Genomic DNA, 24,308 nt, shown 5'->3' with positions numbered 1-24,308 from the left:
GTTAATCTGAATAGCGAGACGCGAGTGTGATTCAGAGTCTATTATCAGAGTAAGTTATTCCTAACACGCTGATATTAGATTCCTGATCTCGCCTAGGCTCGTCGGAATGACGGGAAACAATAAAAGATCGATACCAGCAGCATTAACCGATCTGCACTTCAAGATCCGCTTCGATGGTTGATGAGCAGGCGAGCACATAACCTTGTTCAATTTCTTCTGGCGTTAATGTTTCTAGGCTGGTGGAAGAGACGTTGCCTTGACGAACCTTGCATTTGCAAGACCCACATATGCCACTTCGACATGCGACGATGAGAGGTAAGCCCGCGTCTTCAAGCACATCTGCCAATACCTGACCTTTTTGCGCATCAATGGTTTGAGCAAAGTCAGGAACAGAAACACGAACAACTTCATCGGAGACCGATGTTTCTGCGCCAGTCGCTGGCGTAAAACTCTCTTGGTAGAAGTTCGTCATGTCAAAACCAAGGTCATTCAAATAGCCGTGAACATCTTGCATAAACTGGCTTGGACCACACAGGTAAACGGTGCGTTGCTTGAAATCAGGAACAAGCTCTTTAAGCCAGTCGGCATTCAAACGACCTTGTGAGTGTGACGTTCCTTCGCGGTTTTTCAGCAACAGCTTTAAATGGAAGTTGGGATACACAGCGTCGAATGTTTCTAGCTGATCGTAGTAAATCGTCTCTTCAGGGCTGCGTGCGATATGAAGAAATGCGATGTCTACATCGTTGTCGTTTTCATCTTGATTACTCAGCCAGTGTTTTGCCATCGAAAATACGGGCGTGACGCCGCAACCTGCACTGATAAGCAAGGCTTTTGTTTCGCCATCACGTAACACGGGTGGGTGGTCGATGCAGTTAAATTCACCCGCTGGTGGTAATGCTTGAACGGTATCACCAAGCAGCAGCGAGTCAACGATGTAGTTCGATACTTTACCGCCAGATACTCGTTTGATGGTGAGTTGAAGGTGATCGTCTTCATTGATCGAGCTGATTGAATAGGCACGAAACTCCATTTTTCCATCAATTTCGACGCCCAAGTTAATAAACTGGCCAGGCTTAAACTGAAACAGAAGTGATTCGGTTAGTTCGGCCAATTTGATGCTGACTGTGTCGTGTGTTTCGAAGTATTTGTCGATGCAACGGAGCGTGACGGGTTGGTTACCTTGCCATTCAAAAAACATAACAATCTCTTTGGTTGTGGCTATTTTTAGTTCGAAATAGAGAGCGCCTCCACGTAAGGAGGCGCGAACAAGCAAGTTTATTAAGCTGCTAGGATGGCTTTTAGATCATCCTGAACATTGCCAATACTGCGCATATCGAACTTCTCTTGGATTATGGCGATTAGGTTTGGCGTTAGGAATGCCGGTGCAGTAGGGCCTGTGTAAATGCCTTTCACGCCCAATGCAAATAGTGTTAGCAAGATAACGATCGCTTTTTGCTCGAACCAAGAAAGCACAAGCGTGAGTGGTAGTTCATTGATGTCACAGTCAAACTCTTTCGCCAGTGCAAGTGCAAGCTGGATTGCAGAGTAAGCATCGTTACATTGGCCCACATCCAATAGGCGAGGGATGCCGTTGATATCGCCGAATGTGTTCTTGTTGAAGCGGAACTTACCACACGCCAAGGTCAGGATGAGCGTGTCTTCTGGCGCTTCAGCCGTAAAATCGGTGTAGTAGCTGCGTTCCGCTTTATCACCATCACAACCGCCGACTAGGAAGAAGTGTTTGATGTTGCCTTGCTTCACTTGGTCGATAACCGCAGGGGCGGCGTTCATCAGTGCATTGCGACCAAAACCAACCGTGATGTGGTGTTCGATTTCATCGTGTTGGAAACCGTCTTGCGCCAGAGCACATTCGATCACTTGGCTGAAATCATCGCCTTCGATATGTGCAACACCAGGCCAGCCAACAATGCTACGGGTGAATAGACGGTCTGCGTATTGACCCACATTTGGATTCAACAAGCAGTTTGACGTCATTACGATTGCACCAGGGAAGTTGGCGAATTCTTTCTGTTGGTTTTGCCATGCGCTGCCGTAGTTACCGACAAGATGAGGGTATTTCTTCAGCTCAGGGTAGCCGTGTGCAGGCAGCATTTCACCATTGGTGTAAACGTTAATGCCTTTACCTTCGGTCTGTTGCAGGATTTTTTCTAGGTCATGCAAATCATGGCCAGAAACAAGAATACATTTACCTTTTACTGGCTTGACGTTCACCGTGGTTGGTTCTGGATGGCCGAAGGTCATTGTTTCACCTTGGTCGAGCATTTCCATCACTTTGTAGTTCATCAGGCCGATGCGCATTGAGCAATCAAGTAGTTCGCCGAGATCTTCAGGGTCTGTGCCCAACCACGCCATGATTTCATGGTATTCGGCATAGATATCGTTGTTGGTTTGCTCAAGAACACGTGCGTGCTCCATGTACGCGGCTGCACCTTTAAGTCCGTATAGGCAAAGTAGGCGTAGGCCAATAACATCTTCATGTACTTGGTCCTTACCACGGTTCACCGCGACTTGAGGAGCAAAAGTTAAGATCGCTTCTGCGCTGTTTGGTAGATCGAAGTTGGCAACGGCAGGAATGTCAGTAAGGTTGGTGTTTGACAAAGTCGCAGCAGACATTACTTGCTCTTTTAACAATGCTTTGTACGTTGCGGCTTGAGAAGTTAACTCTAGGATGCGTTCAGGGTCGAAGTTAACGTTCGTCAATGTAGAGAAAAATGCCTTGGGTGCCCATTGGTTGATTTCATCGTTAATGATGTTGAATTCAAGTGCTTTTGATGCCCAAAAAGAAACCCCTTGCAGTGTGTAAACCAACACGTCTTGCAGGTCAGATACTTCAGAAGTTTTACCACACATACCTTGTGCAAAAGAACAACCTTTAACAGCAGGGGTTTGAATTGTCTGTTCACATTGAATACAGAACATATTGGGTTCTCCAGTGATTGTTTTAATAGTCGTGATGTTGACCACTAGCGAGCAGAATGCGTGCCAATTATTATCTTGTTGATTTTTAATGATTTTATTTGTTTTTGATAGGGCGAGTGATGTAATTAAGACAACGTAAATGATGTCTTAATTACATCAGCTTCTTGTGGTTGGTTATTTATTGATCCCGAGCTTTTTACCCATTCGATATAAGTTCCCGCGATCCATTTGCAAAAACTCCGCTGCTTTTGCCCAAACGCCACCAGTTTGGCTTAAAGCATGTTCAATTAAATCACGTTGATAGCTTTCTATCAGTTCTCGCATTGGTTGGCTTTCTTTGGGTAAATAATGCGATGTGTTTTTTACATCACCGAGAGCCAATGAGGTGTCGAAATGGTTAAGCATGATCGTGCTTGCACCTTGTTGAATAGCGTGTAAAGCCGCGCGAGTTAAAGTGTGTTCGAGCTCGCGTACGTTTCCGTACCAAGGTGAAGACTCCAGTTGAGCCAACACCTTAGGGTGAACGTGCAGGTTGGGCGCATTAAATTGTTGGCGTACTTTTTCTAACAGGTATCCTGCTAAAACGGGAATATCTCCGTCACGGGCACGCAGTGGGGGGACTTGGATTGGGAACACGTTTAAACGGTGGAAAAGGTCTACTCGAAACGTGCCAGCTTCGACCTCTTTTTCTAATTGTCGATTAGTCGCGGCGATGATGCGCACATTGACCATCAAATGCTGATCGCTACCTACACGTTGCAGCTCGCCTTGTTGAATCACACGTAGCAATTTTGCTTGCAAAATCAAAGGCAGTTCGCCCACTTCATCAAGGAAAATCGTTCCACCGTCTGCCAGTTCAAACTTACCGGCACGGTGGCTATTAGCACCTGTAAATGCGCCTTTGACATGGCCAAACAGTTCACTCTCAGCCAGACCTTCAGGCAGGGCCGCACAGTTGACGTAAATCATCGGCTTATCGCTACGATGAGATTGCGCGTGTACCGAGTGCGCGACCAGTTCTTTACCAGTACCGGTCTCTCCTGTGATAAGTACTGCGTAATCTGATTGAGCAACGGTCGCAATGTTGTTTCGTAACTGGTTGATCTGTGGACTCAAACCCACCATTTCACCATGTTGAGAACGGGCTTGCTGGATAAGGGTTTGAGTGACGCTTTTTTGCTTCTGGTTTTGCGCTTTGAGCGCTTTTAACTGAGCAATGTTACGCAATGTCGCAGCGGTCAAAGCCGCAAAGGTTTCGATAGCGACAGGATCGATGCCATCAAACGCGCCCACCGTTAGTGCATCCATCGTTAGTGCGCCAACAAGTTGGCCTTCGACATACAAGCTAAAGCCCATGCAATCGTGAACATCAATGCATTGGTCTTCAGTTAATAGTGTGCCGTCGAAAGGATCCGGCAGTGAACAATCGGCATCGAAACGCACCGGTTCACGGCTATGAATAATGGCATCTAAGCGAGGGTGCGCCTTGGGGAAATAGCGACGACCTAAGACCGAGCTGGATAAGCCTTTTACCGCGACAGGAGTTAGAAACCCATCCTCATCGAAGATAAACAGGCAGCTCGCATCACATGGGAATACTTGCGCGACCCCATCAATGAGATTTTGATATTGCTGCTCGTGAGAGCGATTTGAGCTGAGGTTTAGCGCGATATTAAGGAATACGTGGTCAACAGTCGGAGTCATAACAAGCCCAAAGTTATCTGGAATGGGCTCATGCTAGCAACTTGATGTCATTTGAACATCGAAAGGTGTGGGAGATTGATGTTCCATTGACGACGATCAAGTTTGATACGAAAAGAAACGCGCAAGTTAACAAGCCAGTGATGTAAGCTTGCGCGGATTAGGTGTTTGAATTAAAGCAGGCCAAAGGTTTGGTTCGTCCGAATTAACGAGGAACGACTCTGGCGTCATTACCAGAAACATTGATTTGGACCGCTTGGCCTGGTTGGAAAATCATGTTTGGATTTGCTTCTTGAACAATAGAGATAATCTTTCCGTCCTCTAAACGAATGGTCAGATTCACGCCATTTCTTTTCGCGGTTGCTTCAGCCGCTTTGCTGCCTGCATAGCCACCCAATAGACCACCACCAATGGCAGCGATATCCGAGCCAGAACCGCCCCCAACTTTTGAGCCTAAGATCCCGCCCACGGCAGCACCAGCGATGGTGCCAATGGCATTGGATTGGGTAGAGGCATCAATGGTTACGGGTTCTACTTTTTCTACTGTGCCGTAGTAAACCTGCTGAACTTTGCGAGTGTCGGATGAGCCGTATGCATCTCCGTACGGGTTAGGTGAGCTACAGCCGCCAAGCACGAGCGCACAAGTAATGGTGAGCAACATGCCTAAATTGATCTGTTTTTTCATATAGCCTCCGAATGGTTTCTTCATTCAAAGAGTATATACCCCAATTTAACCTGCGTTTTGGTGCTTTATAAAACAGTGGCTTAGCGGCCTGTCCCTTAAGGAAACGCGATTGTCTAAGCAGTATTAATGATCGTTAAGCGTATGAAACCCTGAATAAATACGTGTAAAAGTAGTAAACCAGCATGCCGCGCCAAAGATATACGCGATGACGGCAAAGTGTTGCGGTAGCAAACAAAATAAAACCAAGCAGCCAATGGTTTCTGTACCTTCGGTTAAGCCGCTCATGTAGTAAAGCGATTTGTTTTTATATACCGGATTATCGATGCCTTGTTTTCCTGCCATGATGGCAAAAGCCAAAAAGCTACTACCAGTGCCGATGAAGGAAAAAATCAAAAATGCGCCTGCAACGGCATTGTGCTCTGGGTTGGCAAGCACAAAGCCAAAAGGAATCAACGAATAGAACAAAAAATCTAAGCTGATATCAAGAAAACCACCCGCATCGGTAATGCCTTGAATCCTCGCCAGTGCACCGTCTAACCCATCACAGATTCTGTTCAGCAAAATAAACAGCAACGCCAACAAGTACTGTTCGGTGATCAAAGCCGGCAGGGCAAAACAGCCAAGTACAAAACCAAACACTGTCGTCTGATTTGCAGTGATACCACATTTATCGAGATATTTCGCACTGAGTGCCAGCGGTTTGCGGATGAGCTTTATACTCAGGCTATCAAGCATGATTTGTCTCCCACGGCCAGTTTAGGCAGCTGCTGCCATCAGGAATATCGTCTTCATCGTGCGTTACCATCAAAGTAGGGATGTTCGCTTGCTGCAATTGTTCGACCACCCAATTGCGAAATTGCACGCGCAGGTCTTTATCCAGCTTGCTATAGGGCTCATCAAGTAGCGCAACTTTTGGCTTTGCTAGCAGCATACGAGTCAATGAGATACGGGCACGTTGCCCTCCCGAAATTTGGTCAGGAAAGGACTCTGCTAGTTTGGTCAATGAAATGTTCTTCAGTGCTTGCATAGCGTGAGCTTTACGCTCTTCACCTTTGATTGAGTTTGGTAGCGCGAAGGCAAGGTTCTCCCACACCGTTAAATGAGGGAAGAGCAAATCTTCTTGGAATAGAATACCGACCTGACGCTTATGGGCAGGGAGGGCATCCAACTTTTCGTTATCAAGCGTAATGGATCCAGAGTAGTTGAACTCGGCGGATAGGTGCCCGGCAATGGCATCCAACAAAGTGGATTTACCACAACCGCTAGGCCCCATCAGGGTAACGATTTCACCTTTTTCTACGGTCATGTTGAACGCTGAAAAAAGCGCGTCGCCATTGGTTTTACGGATGGCGAGGTTTTCGAGACAAAGACTCATTCAGTAGTAAACCTTTTATAGACAAGCGGCGATACTTCCTGTGCAAGTGGCTAAGCAGTATCGCAAAAGAAAAGAACAAGAATGGCAGCAGAGCTTGCCAAATGGCGTAAATAGCGGTGACACGTCGGTCAAAACCACTGGATAGTGCAACGGCTTCGGTTGTGATGGTGCTAATGCGCCCAGCCCCTAGCACCAATGTTGGTAGGTATTGCGCCAGGCTGACACTAATACCGACAGCCCACGCGAATGCAATTGCAGGCAGGAGGATTGGCAGTTTCACTTTTAACCAAGCTTGCATCGGTGATTTACCCAAGCTGAGTGCGACGCGAGTTAAGCCGTTATCGAAGCTGCGCCACGGACCGTCTAGCGAGAGGTAAATAAATGGGAACGCAAAGAATACATGCGCCCAACATACCCAAAAGAAATACGCATTACTGTTTAAGTACAGCGTCACTACTTGCATACCGAATAGCACGGATAGCTGAGGAATCAGCATTGGGATGGCGATGATGTAACCGGGCACCTGCCAGCGATAACGGAGATGATACTCATGTGCTATTAAAGCAAGAACTAGCGCGACAGTCGCGCTGATTAGGGCGATTGACATACTTTGTTCTAGAGTCCCTAGAATACTGTGCCATTCGTATTCCCAAAAACGCAGGCTGTAACGGCTTGGGAGCAAATCTGGAAAGCGCCAACGTTGGGCAAAGCTCCACAGCACCATGAGTGGAATCATTAGAAGTGCAAGTAGCGCGACCAGTGAAAATAGGGTTTTACCGGGTAAACGAAACCCGTTTCGACCAGAGTACTGCCAGCGTTTGAAGCCTTTGGTAATACACCATTCCATTAAGCGTGCAAATCCAATCAAAAGGCTAGCGATCGCAAACAGTATTACTGCGCCAGCGGCAGCTCTTGGTAGGAGCGATAAATCTGGATCGTTAAACCATTGCCATACCAAAACCGCAAACGTGGGTGGGTTGGTAGGGCCAATAATCAGGGCGACATCGACAACGGACAAACTGTAAGCCAATACCGCCAGCATTGGGAAACGAAGTTTTGCTAACCATTGCGGAAATACGCATTTCCACCACGCTTGCGCGGAACTGTAGCCCATCGAGTGACTGACTTTTTCAACCTTATCGACTTTCAATTGCTGAAGGATCGGAATACTCATCAACAATAAAAACGGCACTTCTTTAATCGCAAGCATGATGATCAAACCGAGTGCATGTGGGTCCTTAATCAGCAATGCTAAGTCATTCACCGTTTGTGCATTCGGGTCGTAACCAAACAGTTGGTTGAGAACACGAACGCCCATACCAGTTGGGGCAAACAAGAACGCAAAGCCAATTGCAAACGCGACGTGCGGCATCGCGAGAAGTGGGGAAAGGCTAACTTCAATTTTTCGCCAAAACTTACTGCCCCAAGAGGCTTGTAGAATTGCAAATGCGATGAAGCAAGCCAAGTAGCTACTGAAAATGGCGGAGTAGAAAGTAAGCCCGATGGATGTCCAAACACCTTCCCAATCAAAGACGGCATTGAAGCCATCAAAAGAAAAGTGGTGCAAGCCGATAGGAGGTACATAACCGAGCGCAGAGACCACCACTCCAAGTAGTCCCGGAATGGTAGGTAAAATACAAACTGCGATAATGACTAAATACAGCGCTCTTAACATGGATTCTTACTAATTCCCGTAGCGTTTCAACCATTCTTTTTCCAACGCCGCTTGCCAACTTGGATGTGGCTCAGCGATAGATTTGAATTGTTGAGTGTTTTTGGCCGAACCAGTTAGGTATTGGTTGCTTAGTACCGAAGGGTCGCCCCAGATGTTTAGGTTACCTTTGCGAGACTGTGCTTCAGGGCTCAATAAAAAGTTTATCGCAACTTGTGCACCAGCACTGGCATTTGCGTTCCAAGGAATCGCTAAAAAGTGGATATTTGAGAGTGCTCCTGCGTCCATTGCGTACGCTTTGGTGCTCTCTGCAAGATTACCGCTCGACTGCGCAGAGAAAACCGCGTTCGGGTTAAAGGTAATCGCCAGGTCAGTCTGACCATCATCTAGTAGCTGAAGGGTTTCTGCTGTACCGCCTGGAAACTGCTTACCACCGCGCCAAGCGACTTTATGGAACTCATCTAGATAAGACCACAGCGGTTGAGTGACTTGTTCAAACGTGTCATCGGTAACTGGTTGTTGCAGCTCAGGGGCGTTGTTAGACAGTTCAATGAGTAATGCTTTGATAAAGCTTGTGCCATGAAACTCTGGTGGTCGAGGGTAAGTCAGGCGATTCGGGAACGCTTTTGCATAGCTCAGCATTTCTGAGAATGATTTTGGAGGGTTATGGAGGGTTTGCTCGTCATGGATAAACACTAATTGTCCTACTCCCCAAGGTGCTTCTAGACCTTCTGTTGGCTCGGAGAAGTCCACATCAATTGGTAGAGATTTATCCACATATTGCCAGCTTGGCAAACCTTCGACAAAAGGACCAAATAGCAATTGGTTATCCTTCATTGATTTGAAGTTTTCGCCATTGATCCAAACCATATCAACACTACCACCGCTGTTTTTGCCTGCCGCTTTTTCTGCAATAAGTCGAGTAGTGGTCTCAGAAATATCAGTTACTTTAACGTGGTTTAGCGTCACGTTATAACGTGATTTTAGCTCTCTACTCGCCCACTGTATGTAGCGATTAATTTCTTGGCTCCCGCCCCAAGCATGAAAGTAGACGGATTGCCCGTCGGCTTGCTGTTCGATTTTTTGCCATTCGCTATTCACTGATGAATCGGCAAAAGAAGGTGTCGCAAAAGTCGTGGCTAAAATGCCAATGCTGCTGAGTAGCTTTTTCATATCTATTCCGTGTTATGTCTTTTGGTTCTTGCTTTCGTTTCTATTGACGTTTTCGCAAGTCGTTCCGCTCTGTTACAAGGATAGTAATTCATCTCTCTCTATTATCAATGCCAATCCCAAACGGAATCACTCATTGATTCAAAGAATTACTCTCAATGTGAAGCAAAACGAATAAAGGACAAATTTGGTGTCATTTTAGGAGCGGACCGTTTGTTTGAGGATATTCTTTCAAGTAATTGAAAATTATTGTCCCCAGAGATATGAATAGGTTGTTTTACAGAGCAAAATTGATGTCTAAAGCATGGAATTGAGGGCGAAAAGAGAAAGAAAGTTGGCCATTTAAATGACTTTAGCATGCATGACTAACGATTCATCGATATAAAAAAAGCAGCCGTTTGGCTGCTTTAAGATACTATCTGGTTTACTTAGTTGGGATTAGTTTACCCAGTCACGTAGTGTAAACGTCAATTCGTGATCGGCACTTTTCAGAACAAGACCATCTTTAGTTAGCGTGATATCGCTCCAGTTAGATAGTGTTTGTGTCATTGCGTTTTCGATCTTCATTTGATCTTCCATACACATCTTCATGGTCATGCCCATTTTTTCGATGCGTAGTTGGTTGTTTTTCAGCTCGGCTTGACCGAAGAAGTTGTTACAACCTGCGTTGCCGTTTGCGGTTAGATTTTCACCGATTTCTAGGCGAGCCGCTTTTTGGTGTTCGTCTAGAACGATATTTTTGCCATCAACTTGAACAAGTTCCCAGTTGTGGTGCTGCAAATCTTGAGCCGTTATTTCTTTCACATCATCACCGTTGCTAGCACAAGCAGTCATAAGAACAGGGAGAGAGATTGCTGTAACTAACGTTTTTAGGCTAAGCTTCATTTTATAGACTCCGTTTTTATAAACGCGGTAAGTATAAGTAATAAAACACTGTTTTTGTCAGCATAAGGTTATGGTTTCGTATGTTTTTGACATAACGAAGTATATAGCAAGTTTTGTTGCTGACTAATCTTCTCATTATTTAAACTAGGCCAATACGCCCTAATATGGAAAGAGCGGTTTTAGTATGGAGCAACTGGAGTTTTTTACTGTCCCAAGCCCTTGTGTTGGAGTATGTACCTCCGATGAAAAAGGGTATTGCAAGGGGTGTATGAGAAAGAGAGAGGAAAGGTTTAATTGGCTTAACTTAACCCCCGCTCAGCAGTTGCACGTTATTAAGTTGTGTCGTCAAAGGTACAGAAGAAAGATGTTGGCAGGGAAGACGAAGCCAGAACAGCTTCAAGATGAGTCATCGCCTCAACAAGACTTATTCTAGAACTCTTGTTCAGTCTGTGGGTTACGCCTTCGCTTTCGGTTCTGATTAGGCTTTTACATATTCCCGGTCCGGCAAGGTGTCCTTTAAGAACCGGGAATCTCCTATCCATTTTCCCTATAAAGCGGTAATTGGCGTTATTTCATCGACCAACGGTCGCTAACCCAGCCTCCCGCTTGTTCGTCGAAGTGATTTCCTGAAAATCGATGATTGAATTCAACATCTAATTTACTTGTTGGGCGTTCATCCATGAGTTGATGAATGTATCTCGCCATAGGATCCGTACAAGCTTCACGCTCTCTACGGGTAACTACTTCTTTGATCATTTGGAGTCTGTAGCTATTGCTGGCTCGTTTCATTTTTGACCTCCAGAACTCGATGGCAGCAGTTTGAACACATTGACGTCCAGATCGCTGCTCATTAGTGTGCGCGTGGAGGCACATCACCATCGTTTGAAGTCCAAAGACAAATTGTTTGAGAGCAGTGTTTGTAACGCCATTCACATCTTTCTCAGAATCATTGACTGTGCGATTGAAAATGTTTCGCGAAATTTAGCCGATGAACCTGCATATTTAAAAGACCTTATCAAACATAGAAGCCCAACACAGGGGCGTCAATAACACAAATGAACAATTTTTGAACATATTGTGAAGGTGGAGAGTTTTCAGTAATTTATCGAAAATAAAAAACCGAAGCACAAAGCTTCGGTTTTAAGGAAAGCCCTGACGAAATTGCTTGTAAAAGCTCTTAGCGCCAGGGGTAAGGTGTTGAGTATTAGCTACCAGTTGCAGGACAACCTTTTACTGGTTGGCCATTACTGAAGTACTTGACGTTCTCTAAGTTCTTGTTGTAGTTATCCGCAGAGATTTGTGGGTTGTTTACGAAGAACTCGCGCAAAACGTATGCATCGGTTAGCTGTGTAGATTGAACATCGATGATTGGATAGTTATCGCCACCAGCAGCACTGAAGCTGATTACAGAGAATGTGTACGTTGCGTCTAGATCGAAGCCTTTATTGTTAATATCGGTAATGGTTACTGAGCCAGCATCACAATTTACATCTAAAGTGATGTTATCTAGTTGAGCGTAAGCACCAGAACCTGCAGATTTCGTCGCAACCACGTCTAGGTATTCTTTAACTTCTTTACCTGTCATAGTTGCTTTAGTCACGAAGTTACCAAATGGCTGAACCGTTAGTACGTCACGGTAAGTGATATCACCATCTTGGATTGAATCACGCACGCCGCCAGAGTTCATCACACCAAAGTCAGCATTTACCGTTTTGTAAGTACGGTATGCCTCGCCGAGTAGGTGACCTAGGTTAGTTTGTTGAGAGCGAACTACGTTACGATCACCTTCTAACTTACCCGTCGTATTAGAAATCTTCTCATCTAATAACTCTTGACCTTGTTGTTGGTATGGCAGTAGTAACGCTTTTACCGTTGCATCTTGTTGAATTCGTTCACCGATAACTTCATCGTTTTCGTCTAGAAGGTTTACAGGAATCAGTGCGTAATTCGCTAAATGAAGCTTGCCGTCGTAGTATTCGAAGTCAGCACGACCCACATATTTACCCCACTCATGCGCTTGCATAATCCAAGTGCCTTTTTGTTGGTCTGGGGCACAATCATCCCCAGGTTTGAAATCAGCATACTCATTGGTACCTGGTTCCATACATACAGGGTTTTGTGAGTGACCACCGATGATAGCGTTTAGCTGTCCTTCTTCAAGAGAGCGAGCGAGTTTAACGTCACCTGGTGCTTCACTACCGTTTTTGCCATCTTCGTAGTGACCCATGTGCGTTGTTGCAAATACTAGGTCTACCTTTTCGTTCTCTTCGATTTCCTTCAGTACCTTTTTGATTTCTACTTGAGGGTCTTCGAAGTGGATGTTTGATACGTTGTCTGGATTGACTAGCTTCGCAGTGTCTTGCGTTGTTAGACCAATAACAGCGATCTTAAGGCCGTTGATAGTAAATACTTTGTAAGGGTCGAAGTAACGCTCGTTTGTATCTTTTTTATAGATATTCGCAGCCAGCATAGGGAAGTCAGCTAGCTCGGCTTGCATATCGAGAATATCTAGTGAGTTATCAAATTCGTGGTTACCGACAGCCATTGCATCGTAACCAAGTAGGTTCATCCCTACGAAGTCTGGAACCGCATCTTGCATGTCTGATTCTGGTACGCCGGTATTAATATCACCGCCAGATAGCAGAATGGTTTCACCGCCTTTTGCTTCGACTTCTGCGCGGATAGATTCGATTAAAGTGTGACGCGCAGCCATGCCGTATTCGCCGTCGCTGTTATGCCAAAAGCGACCATGGTTATCGTTAGTGTGGAGAACGGTGAACTTAGTACAAGAATCTGCAGTCTCGCAGGTTACTGGAGAATTGTCGCTGTCTGAGCCGCATCCTGCTAGCGCAGCGCCTACTGCCACTACCAAAAGAGATTTGGAAAACTTCATAAGGGATCCTTTCTTTGTGATTTTGTTATTGTTACGGCGTGAAATATACGGAATTAATGTGAAACTTTAGTGATCTATCTCTTATTTATACTTCTATCGGAGAAATGAATTAATAAGCCTGCAAACTACGTCTATAAATAAACAGAATTGGTATTTAGTATTTATTTTGTATCGCTAGCTCTATTTTTTGTGAGGTAGTTAATTGAATGTGTGTTGTTTGTGTGAATCAATGCGCATTTTTGCGAAGTATTACGCTGATTTTGGTGATTATTTTGCCAAGTTTATGTTTTTCCTAATAGGTATGACACAAATCGTTATAAATTTTCGCTCTAATGATGAGGGGCTCGGTTTGTATGCATAATGAACAGCACAGAGCTTAAACTCATTTGATCATGGCTTTATTCTGCCAAACTCTATCAAAAATTGTATTTATCTCTTTACTATAATTGCGATCGTTTAGAAACCTTATGCTTTAGGCATCGTTTATTTATCCTCATCCGATACCTTATCGTGCTTATTCCGCATTTGACACTCGAGTGTTTAAACAAATAGATTCAACCTAATGAGTCAAAATGAAAAGTAAATAATGGATCGTTCTTCTTCGAATATTATGATGTGAACTATCATTTAATTAATGAAAATGAAATAGATTAATGTAAAGCGTTGCGACTGTAGCCGTTATCTTTGAGCTTTGGTTTAAAGGGTAGGGTTAAAAGAATTTGTAAGTGGTGAACGCTAATAAAGGATGCTTATGAGATACACAGTAAGGGACGCACTCAAAAAGGAAGCAGCCCAAATCGCCAAGATACACGTTGATTCTTGGCAGGTGGCGTATAAAGGATTAATGCCAAAGAGCTACATAGAGCAGTTTACGATTGAGCGTCGAGAAAGGATGTGGGCGCGAGTGATGACGGAGCAACTGGCCCAATTGATCGTAGTTGAGAGGCAAGGAGAAATTGTTGGCTTTTTAAGTTACGAGTTACCTAACCACACCAGCGAAGATAAAACGGCATTAGTGACATGTTGCTACGTTACGCCGCTACATTATGGGCAAGGAGCAGGAAGTGCACTGTTAGATGAGTTAGAGACACGTTTGCTCTCTACGTCAGTTATGCAGATCAGTTTGAAAGCACTGGATACTAATCAACAGGGGCTTAACTTTTACAAGAAGTGTGGTTTTGTGCGTACTGGAGAGGAAGAGTCGGAAGTGATTGAGAGTATGACGCTGACCGATCTCACTTTAGTGAAGTATATTGCCCGTTCATAAATCAAATGTTATATGCCAAATATAGTAAAACCCCGGAGGTGGTAAGACTCCGGGGTTTTGAAATTTTTTAGATGTCTCGGTTGGTAAGTCCGATTATCTTTTATGCAAAAGGTTTGGATTTAATCCGATTAATTCCTTGGTAGGGAATTAGATGCGGATGAAGTCCATGTGTTCAACTTTTGGCTTGAACGCGTGACGTTGAACGTCTTGTGGCTTAACTTTAACTTCTTTGCCATCGATAACTAGAACGATGCCTTCGTAGAATTCAGGCTTGTCCATTTGGTTTACGATGTCGTCGTGGTTAAGAACGATAGCTACTGCTGCTTCTTCACCGCCGTATACAACTGCAGGGAATTTGCCAGCGTGACGTAGGCGGCGGCTCGCACCTTTACCTAGTTCAGTACGTACTACTGCTTCGAATTTCATAGTATTTACTCTCAAATTAGTAAAAATCAAATGTTCACAATCAACAATGCGACCTTGTTGTTCGTGGTAAAGCTTGAAACAGGAACTGTTCAAGCGAGCGCGGATACTATCATTCCACTTATAAATGGGCAACCCAAATCGTATCCAAATCAACAAAAAGGTATGATTTAGCGGGGTGGAAGGCTATCCCTTTTAACGCTTTGCTTGGATTTTGTTCACATCGACTTCATTTTCATCGGTTTACTAATCATGGTCCGAAGAACAAAGTTTATGTGTTATATGCTTTATGTTCGGCTGAGATGTAAGACTAAAGATGCTTTTAATCCACCTAAAGCGCTTGTATCCAATGTTAATTGACCTCGGTAACTGTGTGCCATTTCACTGACTATGTTTAGACCAAGACCTGAGCCAGGGGTTGTTTCATCCAATCTAACTCCTCTCTTGATTACTTGACTCAGTTTCTCTTTAGGGATGCCTGGCCCATCATCTTCAATAATGATGTGTATATTTTCCTTATCCTGAGAGGAGTGCACACGAATCATGCTGTTGGCCCACTTATAGCCATTTTCTAGCAAGTTACCTAGCATTTCATCGAGATCGGTCTGCTCTACTGCTACATTCAGCTCTGAATCAAGTTCATTAATTAAGGTAATGCTTCGGCTCGCATACACTTTATCAAACGCCATTGAGATAGCATCCACACGATCTGCTGGGTTCGACTTCACTGATAATATGTTCATCGATCCGGCCATACGGGCACGACCCAAATGGTAATCGATATGGTCTTGTATTTGATTGATTGGAGCTCGGAGACGGGATTGTGCCTCAGGTTCTAACGTCTGAACTTCATTTTTTAGAACAGAAAGTGGCGTTTTAAGTGCATGAGATAGGTTACCTGCATGATTGCGAGCTCTCTCTAGTAATTCTTGGTAATGGAACAGCAGAGCGTTGAGGTCGAAGATTAGAGGAGAAATCTCTTTTGGGTAGGTTTCTTCTAGACTCTTTTTATTACCAGACTTCAGCTCGGCTAATTCTTTTTGTAGCTTTGTAAGCGGACTCAATGACCAAGCAATTTGCAGTAAAATGACGGTAAGTACGCCCGCGAATAATAAACCCAAAATAAGCCAAAGTTGGCCGATTAACGTTTGAAGGGTATTTTTAATGGGCTCTTCGTCAATACCAATAATAATGTGAATAGGACCATCGTAATCAGGAAGATACAGCGCTTTTTCTAGCGTAATTAGTTTTTCGCCTCTTGCTCCATACGCATCTTTATCCAAACCTTTGTATTCGATTTTTTTGTCCCACAAAGAACGAGAACGTTCGAGGCTTGCCTCTGTAGAGGCACTCCAATACAAACCACTGTAAGGTCGGTTAAATCGAGGGTCTGATAGCTGAGCTGCGAGTGAAAGATGCCCGGTGTTATCGACTTCTAACTGTGCGGCGACTTCATCCATAAAAATGCTGAGCTGTGAGCGAGTGTCATCAACCATATAGTTGTAGACCTGCGTCGGTATAGTCACACCAGCGGCGAGGATCATTGCTGTTAACCAAACGATCGCCGCTAAAACGAGGCGACTTTTGATACTCAGTCGTTTTATTGCGTTCAACGGTAGCCTGTTTCTATTCGGCATTTAATTGGTATCCCAACCCTCGGACAGTTTTGATGATCTTTGGTGCGATTTTTTTGCGAATTCGGCCGATAAAAACTTCGATTGTGTTGGAGTCACGATCAAAGTCTTGTTTGTAAATGTGCTCAACGAGTTCGGTTCGAGAAATCACTTTTTCCGGGTTATGCATAAAGTAAGCGACCACTTTATACTCTAGCGCAGTCAAGCTTACCGCCTGCCCTTGCCACATGACTTTAGAAGTGCGTGTATCCAAGCTCAAGTCGCCAATTTGCATTACAGGAGAGGCATTACCAGAGGCTCTTCGCAGCTGTGCACGAATACGAGCGATAAGCTCAACCATTTCAAATGGTTTAGTTAGGTAATCGTCTGCACCTGCGTTTAAGCCTTCAACTCGCTGCGTTAGGGTGTCGCGAGCGCTTAGAATCACGACAGGAGTATTAATGTTTTCATCTCGGATGCCTTTTAGGACGGTAAGACCATCCAGTTTTGGCAAGCCGAGGTCAAGAACAATGGCGTCCCATTCTTCCGAAGTCGCGCGATACAGAGCGTCTATGCCATCTTGGGACAATTCTGGTACCCAGCCGGTACTTTCTAATGTTTCGATGATTTGCTCGCCTAAACGAGGATCATCTTCAACAACAAGTATTTTCATATTGATGATTCTTATTATGTTTGGATTTTTATCGAAGTAAGCTACGCATCGCGTCTGGATTACGCATTAGACAAGTTTAGTTGTTTTGCGGCTTTAACGCTTTGTTAAAGCTGCGACCTTTGATCTCAAGCATTTCTAGCGTGGCGGCGTCGTACTCAACTTTCAGGACGCTGTTGTTGTACAGAATTTTCAATTCATACACCCAAGCATCATCATCTTCTTCAAGCTCGACCTTGATGATGCGGCCGTATAGGTCGTTTTCTACTGCGGCGTAAAGTTCCGAAAATGGTCGTATATATCCTTGTTGAACCGCGCGGTAGACCTCATCTTGATCTTCATCGAATTCGATGCGTGTTCCTGGCTTTTCGACATCTTGCACGATGGCGTGGCCATTTTGTGATGTGTACTCGTTGCCATGCTTGGCAAAACTTGGTGCACACATGAATGTCGTGATAAGGCCGAAAAGTAACGCAGAATGTAGAGAAGTCGTTGCTTTATACATAGTCAAACCTTTTCTGGAGCGTTAGCCGCAGTATATCGGATATAGATGAACAGAGAGTGAATCAGCTAATTAAGTTTTGCCATATGTTGTCGATGTTATTTCAACTCATCTTCAAAAATCTTATCCCGCAGCTTCCAAAAGCGACCAGATTTTCTAGCAATAACAAACTGAGGCAAACGGAAACGATGTTGATTAGCTACAACGCGTGTCGGTGAAGCCTCTTCAAAAGGGCGATGCTTGTCTGCTAAGTGGGGGCGTACGAACTGATCTTTAAACGTTTGTTTTTGTTTTTTGGTACTCAATGACCAAAACTCATGAACTAACGCATTGCCTTCGCCTTGGTATGGTTCACCAGAATACGTCACTTTTAGCTGAGATTTACCATCACTGGACTTAAATACAGATAGGTCCATTTCTGTGCATTCAAAGATTAATGCATCTTTGAGATTAAGGGCTTCTTTTAGCTTTTTATCTGGGTCAACGAGCGTCGCGTCACACTCATGACAAATTCGTGCAGCGATATCGTTGTCCGCACCACATTCACCGCAGTATTTGGCACGAAAACGGTAGCCACAGTGTTCACGTTCGCCTGTGTCTTCATCTTCAAAGTAACCTTGGCAACGTCTGCCAAAATGTTCAACCAAGAAACCGTTACTATCCAACTTACCCCAGAAGTTGTTATTGAATCCGCAAGCCGGGCAAGGAATCGTGATAATTTCACTGTCAGAGTCTGGTTTGGGATCACCGACTTCAGGTTGGTATAAATCGTAGCTGTTGCCTGCGTAATCAAGCACTAAACATTCTGATTTTCCGTCTGATAAGCGTAATCCTCGTCCTACTATCTGTTGGTACAGACTGACTGACTCTGTTGGTCGCAAAATCGCGATTAAATCGACATGCGGCGCATCAAAACCGGTTGTCAGTACCGAAACATTGACCAAGTATTTTATTTGGCGATTCTTGAACGCTTGGATGATCGCATCGCGCTCCGGCGTAGGTGTATCACCAATGACGATTTCAGTTTCGCCTTCTGGCAATAAACTGTGGATCTCCTGTGCGTGTCGGACAGTTGCAGCGAAGATCATGACACCTTGACGCTCTTTCGCATATTGCATGATTTGCTCAACAATTTGTGGAGTCGCACGTTTGGCTTTATCGATCACCATGTCCATTTCTGCTTCTTTGTAGCGTCCGGTGTTAGCGGGCTTCAGCTGAGAGAAGTCGTAAGACAAAACGGGCGCATCCATCATGCGGGCTGGAGTGAGGAAGTTTTCGTCGAGCAAGTAACGGATCGGCAGTTCGAAAATACAATCGCGGAAGAATCGAGGCTCTTCGGTTCGCACTTGACCTCGGGTGTGATACTGATAAATCCAGCCCATTCCTAAACGATAGGGCGTTGCAGTTAGTCCCAGCACCTTAATGCCAGGGTTTAGTTCTCGTAAGTGAGTAATAACTTTTTGGTAGCTGCTGTTTTTGTCATCTGGCACACGATGGCACTCATCAATAACGAGCAGAGAAAACTGGTTTTTGAACGAATCTAAGTTACGTACGACCGATTGAACCGAAGCAAACACGACTTGCTGGTCAGTTTCTTTTCGTCCCAATCCTGCTGAGAAGATAGAACCTTTTAAACCATAACCTTCATACTTTGCGTGGTTTTGCTCGACCAGTTCTTTTACGTGGGCGAGGACTAACACTCGTCCTTTCGCAAGGCGAGCAAGTTCTGCGATCACCAAGCTTTTCCCGGCACCGGTTGGCAGCACGATCACTGCTGGTGTCGAGTGTTTACGAAAGTAATGAATAACGGCTTTAACCGAGTCGGCTTGATAAGGACGAAGTGTGTACATGAAAATATGTGAAATTGCTCAACTATTCGAACGAGGAACGCTATAATACCTGACTTTTTATACCCAAGTGACCTTTAAACCAAGATTTAGAGATCACTTGGGTATAATTCAATGAGGTATTCATGCGTTTAGATAAATATTTGTGTGACGCTCTGGGTGCAACACGCAAACAGGCAACAAAGATCATCAAAAGTGGAGACATCACCGTAGACGGTGAGGTTCAAAAAAGTGGTGCATTTAAAGTACCTGAAGGTGCGGAAGTGATGTGGGAAGACCGTGTTATTGGTGCTCCTGGTCCTCGTTACATTATGTTGTATAAGCCTGCTGACTTTGTTTGTTCACATGAAGATGGCTACAACCAAACTGCATTCGCATTGCTTGATGAGCCTAAAATTGAAAACCTTCACTTTGCGGGCCGATTAGATGTCGACACAACTGGTCTAGTGTTGATTACGGATGATGGTAAGTGGTCTCACCGTATTACCTCACCTAAGCATAAGTGTGAGAAAACGTACCGTGTTTGGCTCGTCGATGCTATTCAGCCAGATTACGCGGAAAAGCTCGAGCAAGGCATCATTTTGCGCAATGAATCAGAAGCAACATTGCCTGCTCGTTTGGAAATCGTGAACGAGGCCGAGAATGAAGTATTGTTAACTATCGTGGAAGGTAAGTATCACCAAGTGAAACGTATGTTCGCGGCGTTAGGAAATAAAGTTGAGTACTTACATCGTGAGCGTATTGGTTCTATCGAACTTGATGAGGCACTAGAACCAGGTGATTATCGCTACCTCACGCAAGAAGAAATTGATTCTATTTGGAATTAATTGTCGGCATGGGAAATTCTTTAGTTCCTAATAGGAACTAGTCTTTTGGTAGGAATTGGCTCAAAATAAATTTTCCTACCAAAATTAGTGCCTAGACAATTCCGGTGTGCTTACTCATCTCAGTGATATGCCTTTGCATTTAGCTGAGGCATGCATACTCTTATTGCAAAGCCTTCGGCTACGGTGAATGGAATGATGGTGTCAATGCCATCATTTTTACTGCATTGTGTTTGTTTCCCATAAACACATTTCGCTTTCACATGCTTTTCTATGTCGAGTTCGTCAAGGTCACACCTTGGTACATATTTGTCCTTATGATTCTCGAACGTTGGATAGAACAGGTTTTTGGCTTCTACATTCAGCGATATGAGAACTGTCCGTTATTTTCACTTTGTTCTGCAAGTATTGACGGTAGGGCTCCAACAAGAGGTAAAAGAATGACAGAAAAAGCTCAAAGTGCTCCGCAATCCCAAATCAGTTTTCTATTGTTTCTGGTACTAGGAGCGATTGGTGCTTTGACGCCTTTGGCGATCGATATGTATTTGCCTGCGATGCCGACAATAGCGAAAGATTTGGGGGTCGCGCCTGGCGCGGTTCAGATTACGTTGACGGCTTATACCGCGGGTTTTGCGATCGGCCAGTTAATTCACGGGCCGCTTGCCGATAGCTTTGGTCGCAGACCTGTGTTGATTTTAGGCGTACTTTTCTTCGGCTTGGCTGCTGTTGTGAGTGCGACAACAAATGGCATTGATGCGCTGACCTATGTACGTACGGCACAAGGTTTTGCTGGCGCGGCAGCGGCGGTCATTATCCAAGCTGTCGTGCGTGACATGTTTGACCGTGAAGACTTTGCACGCGCAATGTCCTTCGTTACTCTGGTCATTACTATTGCGCCGTTGGTGGCACCGATGATCGGTGGTCATCTCGCGATTTGGTTTGGTTGGCGTTCCATTTTTTGGGTATTAGCTATTTTCGCTGTAGTTGTGATTTTTCTCGTACTTTGGAAAATCCCTGAAACGTTACAGCCTGAAAATCGTCAGCCTCTTCGTTTCCGCACGACGCTGAGAAACTACGCCAGATTATGCTCCAATCCTGAAGCGATCGGTTTGATGCTCTCAGGTGCGTTTTCATTTTCCGGAATGTTTGCATTTTTGACGGCGGGTTCGTTTGTTTATATTGATTTATATGGTGTTCGACCAGACCACTTTGGTTACCTATTTGGTTTGAACATTGTGGCGATGATCATCATGACCAGTATTAATGGTCGCTTGGTGAAAAAAGTTGGTTCCCATGCCATGCTTCGTTTTGGGTTGTTCGTGCAACTTTTGGCGGGGATTGGTTTATTCGTAAGTTGGTTAATGGACTTCGGATTATGGGGCATTGTGCCTTTTGTTGTGCTGTTTATCGGTACATTGTCGACGATAGGTAGTAACGCGATGGCGCTGCTTTTAAGTGGTTACCCATCAATGGCGGGTACGGCGTCGTCTCTAGCGGGGACATTAAGATTCGGTATCGGTTCATTGGTTGGTGCGCTGGTGGCATCACTGCCCGGGAATGTTGCTTGGCCGATGATCATCGTGATGTTTACTTGTTCTGTGCTTTCAGCACTGTTTTATTGGACTTTAGGAAGAAAGGCGTAATGTCGAATTACACCAAAGAAATTCAAAACTTGGTTAACTCAGCACTTGAAGAGTTAGATCAAGAGCATCGCTCAGGTAAGTTAGCCAATGCCCCTGTTGCGAATAACCATTATTTAGTGCGTTGGGTAACAAAGGCGCTAAAATCACAACGTTTCGGACGTACGGTAGGCGATGACTTAACGCGTTGGCAAAAAGCAGGTCGCTCAAAGGGGAACGATGCTGGTTTGTTGTTTATCTTTAAACGTATTTCTGCTTTTTATGCGCAATTCTTCCCTGAAGGTGAAGACTCCAAAGTGTTCAAAGATTCAGATATTGAGTCTTTTCTTGATTTGATGGAGCAAGCAGGCTGGGAAGTCTCAACGTCTGAGCAACTGATTGGGTGCGGCAAAGTACAAATCTTCACTGAAGGTCAAAACTCTTTAGCGTTATGTGCAGACCAATGCGAAAGCTGTTTTGATGGCGAGTTGCTCGTAAAGCCAATGAGTTGGTTTGTACGTGGCAATCATGCTGAGTTTGTTGAGAAAGCAGCGCAAGCGGGCTTTATGGTACATAAGGTAACAGACTACAAATCGATGGTGAAATACCATGGCGAGTACCTTATTTTTCCCGCAAACGAAGGCAACCAGTTAGCCGAAATTCCACTCTCGTTCAAAGCTGACTAAAGTGACATTTTGAGTGTTTAGAAGCCCCTGTTATTGGGGCTTTTTGTTTTCTAAACGGTTTGCTTCTTTCGCGATGGCTTTGACCATGCCTTTAAATATGAAAAGATGGGCTGGCATCATTGCAAACCAATAAAGCAGCCCAAGAAACCCTTGCGGGTGCCACCAGGCGGTAATATCCAGCTCTCGTTCGTCACCGAGATCTTTGATGGTAATTTCTAAACGCCCAAGGCCTGGGCCTTTCATACCAAAAAACAGTGAAAGAAACTGATTATTATCGCAGCGAATCACTTTCCAAGAGTCAATAAAATCACCGACTTTAAGCTCTGGTCCAGGAGGAGAAACGCGAATCGGTTTTCCGCCACCAAAAAAGATATCGAGCCATTCACGTGTACGCCACAAGATGTTGGCAAAGTAATAGCCTTTTTCGCGACTCCCGATCTTTTGCGCCACTTTCCATAATGCTGCCGCTGAGGCTTGGGTTTTAATGCTCGCTCCAGCTTGTTTTGGGTAATAGCCATATCCTGGTTGCCATCGACGAAGCGCTGCGGGTTCAAACCCCCAGACATTACTGCGTACAAATGTGCCTTCATCTTGAATGGTATCAGTTACCGCTTGCTCGTAGCTGATCAGCGTTTGAGGAAATCGTTCTTCAATCGCTTTAGAGTCTGCAATGTAGTCGTGCTCTAAGCCCGCAAGTAATGCTTTACCGATACTAGTTGGCACTGAGGTAACTAAACCTAGCCAGTACGATGCCATTTTCGGAGTAAGTAGCGGGGTCGACCACAACCGATACGGCTTGTTCGTGATTCGGCAAATGACTTTGAACTGCTCGCGGTAGCTAAGTGTATCTGGCCCTCCAACTTCATAAATTTCACTTTCTTCTGGATAGGGGGCTTCTGCTAACTTCAACAAATAGTGGTTGAGATTGGGCAAGGCGATAGGGTTCGCTTTTGAGTCGACCCATTTAGGCGCGATCAAAATAGGTAAGTTGTAGACAAAGTCACGCATGATTTCGAAAGCGGCAGAGCCGGGGCCGATGATAACGCCTGCACGCAATTCAGTTACTGGAATACCAGACTGTCGAATTATTTTTCCCGTGGCTTTACGAGCGGCTAAATGGCGAGAGTTTCCGGTTTGAGGTTGAATGGCACTCAAATAGATAACATGCTCGACGGAGCTTTGTTCCAACGCATATTTGAAGTTCAAAGCAAGGTTTAGTTCGTACTCAACAAAGTCATCACCTTGAGCCATCCCGTGCACGAGAAAAAATACTAAATCAAAATCGTTCACTACAGCCTTCGTGGTCTCTGCGTCAGCCAAGTCGAGATACCTTAACGTTAAATTAGGGTGAGGCTGAGTTCTTGACTCTAAATAATCAATATGTCGCGCCGCTGCTGTGACGGCGTAACCTTTATCTAAAAGTAACGGAAGAAGTTGAGAGCCAATGTAACCCGAGGCGCCTAGCACCAACACCTTTTTCATTATCTGTCCTTTTATCGTTGGTGGAATAAACACCACAGAGTATAATCATGAGAC

At 44.7% G+C, this 24,308-nt stretch carries 22 protein-coding genes; 5 read left to right on the top strand and 17 right to left on the bottom strand.

What is annotated here, in order from left to right:
• Positions 1-142: 142 nt before the first annotated feature.
• From NL626_RS02020 to NL626_RS01980, 9 genes are all read right to left on the bottom strand, one after another.
• Positions 143-1,198, bottom strand: coding sequence for a hybrid-cluster NAD(P)-dependent oxidoreductase (locus NL626_RS02020; RefSeq protein WP_253656939.1), 1,056 nt, complete (start codon positions 1,196-1,198; stop codon positions 143-145).
• 80 nt (positions 1,199-1,278) lie between these two features.
• Positions 1,279-2,940: a hydroxylamine reductase gene (gene hcp, locus NL626_RS02015; RefSeq protein WP_253656938.1), complete on the bottom strand. Its 1,662-nt coding sequence runs from the start codon at positions 2,938-2,940 to the stop codon at positions 1,279-1,281.
• A gap of 174 nt (positions 2,941-3,114) precedes the next feature.
• Entirely contained in the window at positions 3,115-4,644 is a 1,530-nt protein-coding gene (gene norR, locus NL626_RS02010) for a nitric oxide reductase transcriptional regulator NorR (RefSeq protein ID WP_167415136.1), read from the bottom strand.
• A gap of 202 nt (positions 4,645-4,846) precedes the next feature.
• On the bottom strand, positions 4,847-5,326 hold the full coding sequence (locus NL626_RS02005) for a glycine zipper 2TM domain-containing protein (protein WP_005386695.1): 480 nt from the start codon (positions 5,324-5,326) through the stop codon (positions 4,847-4,849).
• 123 nt (positions 5,327-5,449) lie between these two features.
• Positions 5,450-6,061, bottom strand: a complete 612-nt coding sequence (locus tag NL626_RS02000) for a CDP-alcohol phosphatidyltransferase family protein (protein ID WP_042522015.1) — start codon at positions 6,059-6,061, stop codon at positions 5,450-5,452.
• Positions 6,054-6,701 (bottom strand): ATP-binding cassette domain-containing protein, encoded by a 648-nt coding sequence (locus NL626_RS01995; protein WP_065274385.1) that lies wholly within the window; start codon positions 6,699-6,701, stop codon positions 6,054-6,056. The genes NL626_RS02000 and NL626_RS01995 overlap by 8 nt, the downstream gene beginning before the upstream one ends.
• Complete coding sequence (locus tag NL626_RS01990; RefSeq protein WP_253656937.1) at positions 6,667-8,376, bottom strand: ABC transporter permease; 1,710 nt, start codon at positions 8,374-8,376, stop codon at positions 6,667-6,669. Before NL626_RS01990 ends, NL626_RS01995 begins: the two co-directional genes overlap by 35 nt.
• A 9-nt stretch (positions 8,377-8,385) precedes the next feature.
• Entirely contained in the window at positions 8,386-9,546 is a 1,161-nt protein-coding gene (locus tag NL626_RS01985; protein ID WP_005378079.1) for an ABC transporter substrate-binding protein, read from the bottom strand.
• A 435-nt stretch (positions 9,547-9,981) separates the two neighbouring features.
• A complete protein-coding gene (locus tag NL626_RS01980; RefSeq protein ID WP_005378077.1) occupies positions 9,982-10,428 on the bottom strand; it encodes an META domain-containing protein in 447 nt (148 codons plus the stop codon).
• Between the two features lie 184 nt (positions 10,429-10,612).
• On the opposite strand from NL626_RS01980, the gene NL626_RS01975 reads away from it, so the two are divergent.
• The gene (locus NL626_RS01975) at positions 10,613-10,861 is read left to right on the top strand and encodes a DUF1289 domain-containing protein (RefSeq protein ID WP_005378062.1); all 249 of its coding nucleotides are present in this window, start codon (positions 10,613-10,615) and stop codon (positions 10,859-10,861) included.
• A gap of 134 nt (positions 10,862-10,995) precedes the next feature.
• Here NL626_RS01975 and NL626_RS01970 read toward each other — a convergent pair whose 3' ends face one another.
• Positions 10,996-11,217 (bottom strand): hypothetical protein, encoded by a 222-nt coding sequence (locus NL626_RS01970; protein ID WP_005386686.1) that lies wholly within the window; start codon positions 11,215-11,217, stop codon positions 10,996-10,998.
• A 415-nt stretch (positions 11,218-11,632) separates the two neighbouring features.
• Entirely contained in the window at positions 11,633-13,321 is a 1,689-nt protein-coding gene (gene ushA, locus NL626_RS01965; RefSeq protein WP_253656936.1) for a bifunctional UDP-sugar hydrolase/5'-nucleotidase UshA, read from the bottom strand.
• 751 nt (positions 13,322-14,072) lie between these two features.
• On the opposite strand from ushA, the gene NL626_RS01960 reads away from it, so the two are divergent.
• A complete protein-coding gene (locus tag NL626_RS01960; protein ID WP_017634886.1) occupies positions 14,073-14,588 on the top strand; it encodes a GNAT family N-acetyltransferase in 516 nt (171 codons plus the stop codon).
• 147 nt (positions 14,589-14,735) lie between these two features.
• On the opposite strand, the gene rplY is transcribed toward NL626_RS01960, so the two are convergent.
• The 5 genes from rplY to NL626_RS01935 form a co-directional block, all read right to left on the bottom strand.
• Positions 14,736-15,014 carry a 50S ribosomal protein L25 gene (gene rplY, locus NL626_RS01955; protein WP_005378066.1) on the bottom strand — a complete coding sequence of 93 codons (279 nt, stop codon included), beginning with the start codon at positions 15,012-15,014 and terminating at the stop codon, positions 14,736-14,738.
• A 284-nt stretch (positions 15,015-15,298) separates the two neighbouring features.
• Entirely contained in the window at positions 15,299-16,648 is a 1,350-nt protein-coding gene (locus NL626_RS01950; protein WP_005378071.1) for an ATP-binding protein, read from the bottom strand.
• Positions 16,638-17,297: a response regulator transcription factor gene (locus NL626_RS01945; protein WP_005378073.1), complete on the bottom strand. Its 660-nt coding sequence runs from the start codon at positions 17,295-17,297 to the stop codon at positions 16,638-16,640. Before NL626_RS01945 ends, NL626_RS01950 begins: the two co-directional genes overlap by 11 nt.
• Before the next feature lie 76 nt (positions 17,298-17,373).
• A complete protein-coding gene (locus NL626_RS01940) occupies positions 17,374-17,799 on the bottom strand; it encodes a PepSY domain-containing protein (protein ID WP_005378075.1) in 426 nt (141 codons plus the stop codon).
• A 95-nt stretch (positions 17,800-17,894) separates the two neighbouring features.
• A complete protein-coding gene (locus NL626_RS01935; RefSeq protein WP_021707635.1) occupies positions 17,895-19,646 on the bottom strand; it encodes a DEAD/DEAH box helicase in 1,752 nt (583 codons plus the stop codon).
• 122 nt (positions 19,647-19,768) lie between these two features.
• On the opposite strand from NL626_RS01935, the gene rsuA reads away from it, so the two are divergent.
• The 3 genes from rsuA (at position 19,769) to NL626_RS01920 (ending at position 22,772) form a co-directional block, all read left to right on the top strand.
• Entirely contained in the window at positions 19,769-20,470 is a 702-nt protein-coding gene (rsuA, locus tag NL626_RS01930) for a 16S rRNA pseudouridine(516) synthase RsuA (protein WP_033905117.1), read from the top strand.
• A 437-nt stretch (positions 20,471-20,907) separates the two neighbouring features.
• On the top strand, positions 20,908-22,110 hold the full coding sequence (locus NL626_RS01925; protein ID WP_213903546.1) for a Bcr/CflA family multidrug efflux MFS transporter: 1,203 nt from the start codon (positions 20,908-20,910) through the stop codon (positions 22,108-22,110).
• Positions 22,110-22,772, top strand: a complete 663-nt coding sequence (locus tag NL626_RS01920; RefSeq protein WP_005378053.1) for a DUF2913 family protein — start codon at positions 22,110-22,112, stop codon at positions 22,770-22,772. Before NL626_RS01925 ends, NL626_RS01920 begins: the two co-directional genes overlap by 1 nt.
• Before the next feature lie 30 nt (positions 22,773-22,802).
• On the opposite strand, the gene NL626_RS01915 is transcribed toward NL626_RS01920, so the two are convergent.
• Positions 22,803-24,254, bottom strand: a complete 1,452-nt coding sequence (locus NL626_RS01915) for a DUF2867 domain-containing protein (protein ID WP_064353822.1) — start codon at positions 24,252-24,254, stop codon at positions 22,803-22,805.
• Positions 24,255-24,308: the final 54 nt, after the last annotated feature.

The organism is Vibrio sp. Y58_MX_L22, assembly GCF_024181865.1.
GTDB classification, from domain to species: domain Bacteria; phylum Pseudomonadota; class Gammaproteobacteria; order Enterobacterales; family Vibrionaceae; genus Vibrio; species Vibrio alginolyticus.
This window is presented reverse-complemented; position numbering and strand designations above follow the sequence as displayed.

Coding starts and splice junctions, on each gene's coding strand:
- NL626_RS02020 (WP_253656939.1), bottom strand. CDS start 1,198: ATGTTTTTTGAATGGCAAGGTAACCAACCCGTCACGCTCCGTTGCATC.
- hcp (WP_253656938.1), bottom strand. CDS start 2,940: ATGTTCTGTATTCAATGTGAACAGACAATTCAAACCCCTGCTGTTAAA.
- norR (WP_167415136.1), bottom strand. CDS start 4,644: ATGACTCCGACTGTTGACCACGTATTCCTTAATATCGCGCTAAACCTC.
- NL626_RS02005 (WP_005386695.1), bottom strand. CDS start 5,326: ATGAAAAAACAGATCAATTTAGGCATGTTGCTCACCATTACTTGTGCG.
- NL626_RS02000 (WP_042522015.1), bottom strand. CDS start 6,061: ATGCTTGATAGCCTGAGTATAAAGCTCATCCGCAAACCGCTGGCACTC.
- NL626_RS01995 (WP_065274385.1), bottom strand. CDS start 6,701: ATGAGTCTTTGTCTCGAAAACCTCGCCATCCGTAAAACCAATGGCGAC.
- NL626_RS01990 (WP_253656937.1), bottom strand. CDS start 8,376: ATGTTAAGAGCGCTGTATTTAGTCATTATCGCAGTTTGTATTTTACCT.
- NL626_RS01985 (WP_005378079.1), bottom strand. CDS start 9,546: ATGAAAAAGCTACTCAGCAGCATTGGCATTTTAGCCACGACTTTTGCG.
- NL626_RS01980 (WP_005378077.1), bottom strand. CDS start 10,428: ATGAAGCTTAGCCTAAAAACGTTAGTTACAGCAATCTCTCTCCCTGTT.
- NL626_RS01975 (WP_005378062.1), top strand. CDS start 10,613: ATGGAGCAACTGGAGTTTTTTACTGTCCCAAGCCCTTGTGTTGGAGTA.
- NL626_RS01970 (WP_005386686.1), bottom strand. CDS start 11,217: ATGAAACGAGCCAGCAATAGCTACAGACTCCAAATGATCAAAGAAGTA.
- ushA (WP_253656936.1), bottom strand. CDS start 13,321: ATGAAGTTTTCCAAATCTCTTTTGGTAGTGGCAGTAGGCGCTGCGCTA.
- NL626_RS01960 (WP_017634886.1), top strand. CDS start 14,073: ATGAGATACACAGTAAGGGACGCACTCAAAAAGGAAGCAGCCCAAATC.
- rplY (WP_005378066.1), bottom strand. CDS start 15,014: ATGAAATTCGAAGCAGTAGTACGTACTGAACTAGGTAAAGGTGCGAGC.
- NL626_RS01950 (WP_005378071.1), bottom strand. CDS start 16,648: ATGCCGAATAGAAACAGGCTACCGTTGAACGCAATAAAACGACTGAGT.
- NL626_RS01945 (WP_005378073.1), bottom strand. CDS start 17,297: ATGAAAATACTTGTTGTTGAAGATGATCCTCGTTTAGGCGAGCAAATC.
- NL626_RS01940 (WP_005378075.1), bottom strand. CDS start 17,799: ATGTATAAAGCAACGACTTCTCTACATTCTGCGTTACTTTTCGGCCTT.
- NL626_RS01935 (WP_021707635.1), bottom strand. CDS start 19,646: ATGTACACACTTCGTCCTTATCAAGCCGACTCGGTTAAAGCCGTTATT.
- rsuA (WP_033905117.1), top strand. CDS start 19,769: ATGCGTTTAGATAAATATTTGTGTGACGCTCTGGGTGCAACACGCAAA.
- NL626_RS01925 (WP_213903546.1), top strand. CDS start 20,908: ATGACAGAAAAAGCTCAAAGTGCTCCGCAATCCCAAATCAGTTTTCTA.
- NL626_RS01920 (WP_005378053.1), top strand. CDS start 22,110: ATGTCGAATTACACCAAAGAAATTCAAAACTTGGTTAACTCAGCACTT.
- NL626_RS01915 (WP_064353822.1), bottom strand. CDS start 24,254: ATGAAAAAGGTGTTGGTGCTAGGCGCCTCGGGTTACATTGGCTCTCAA.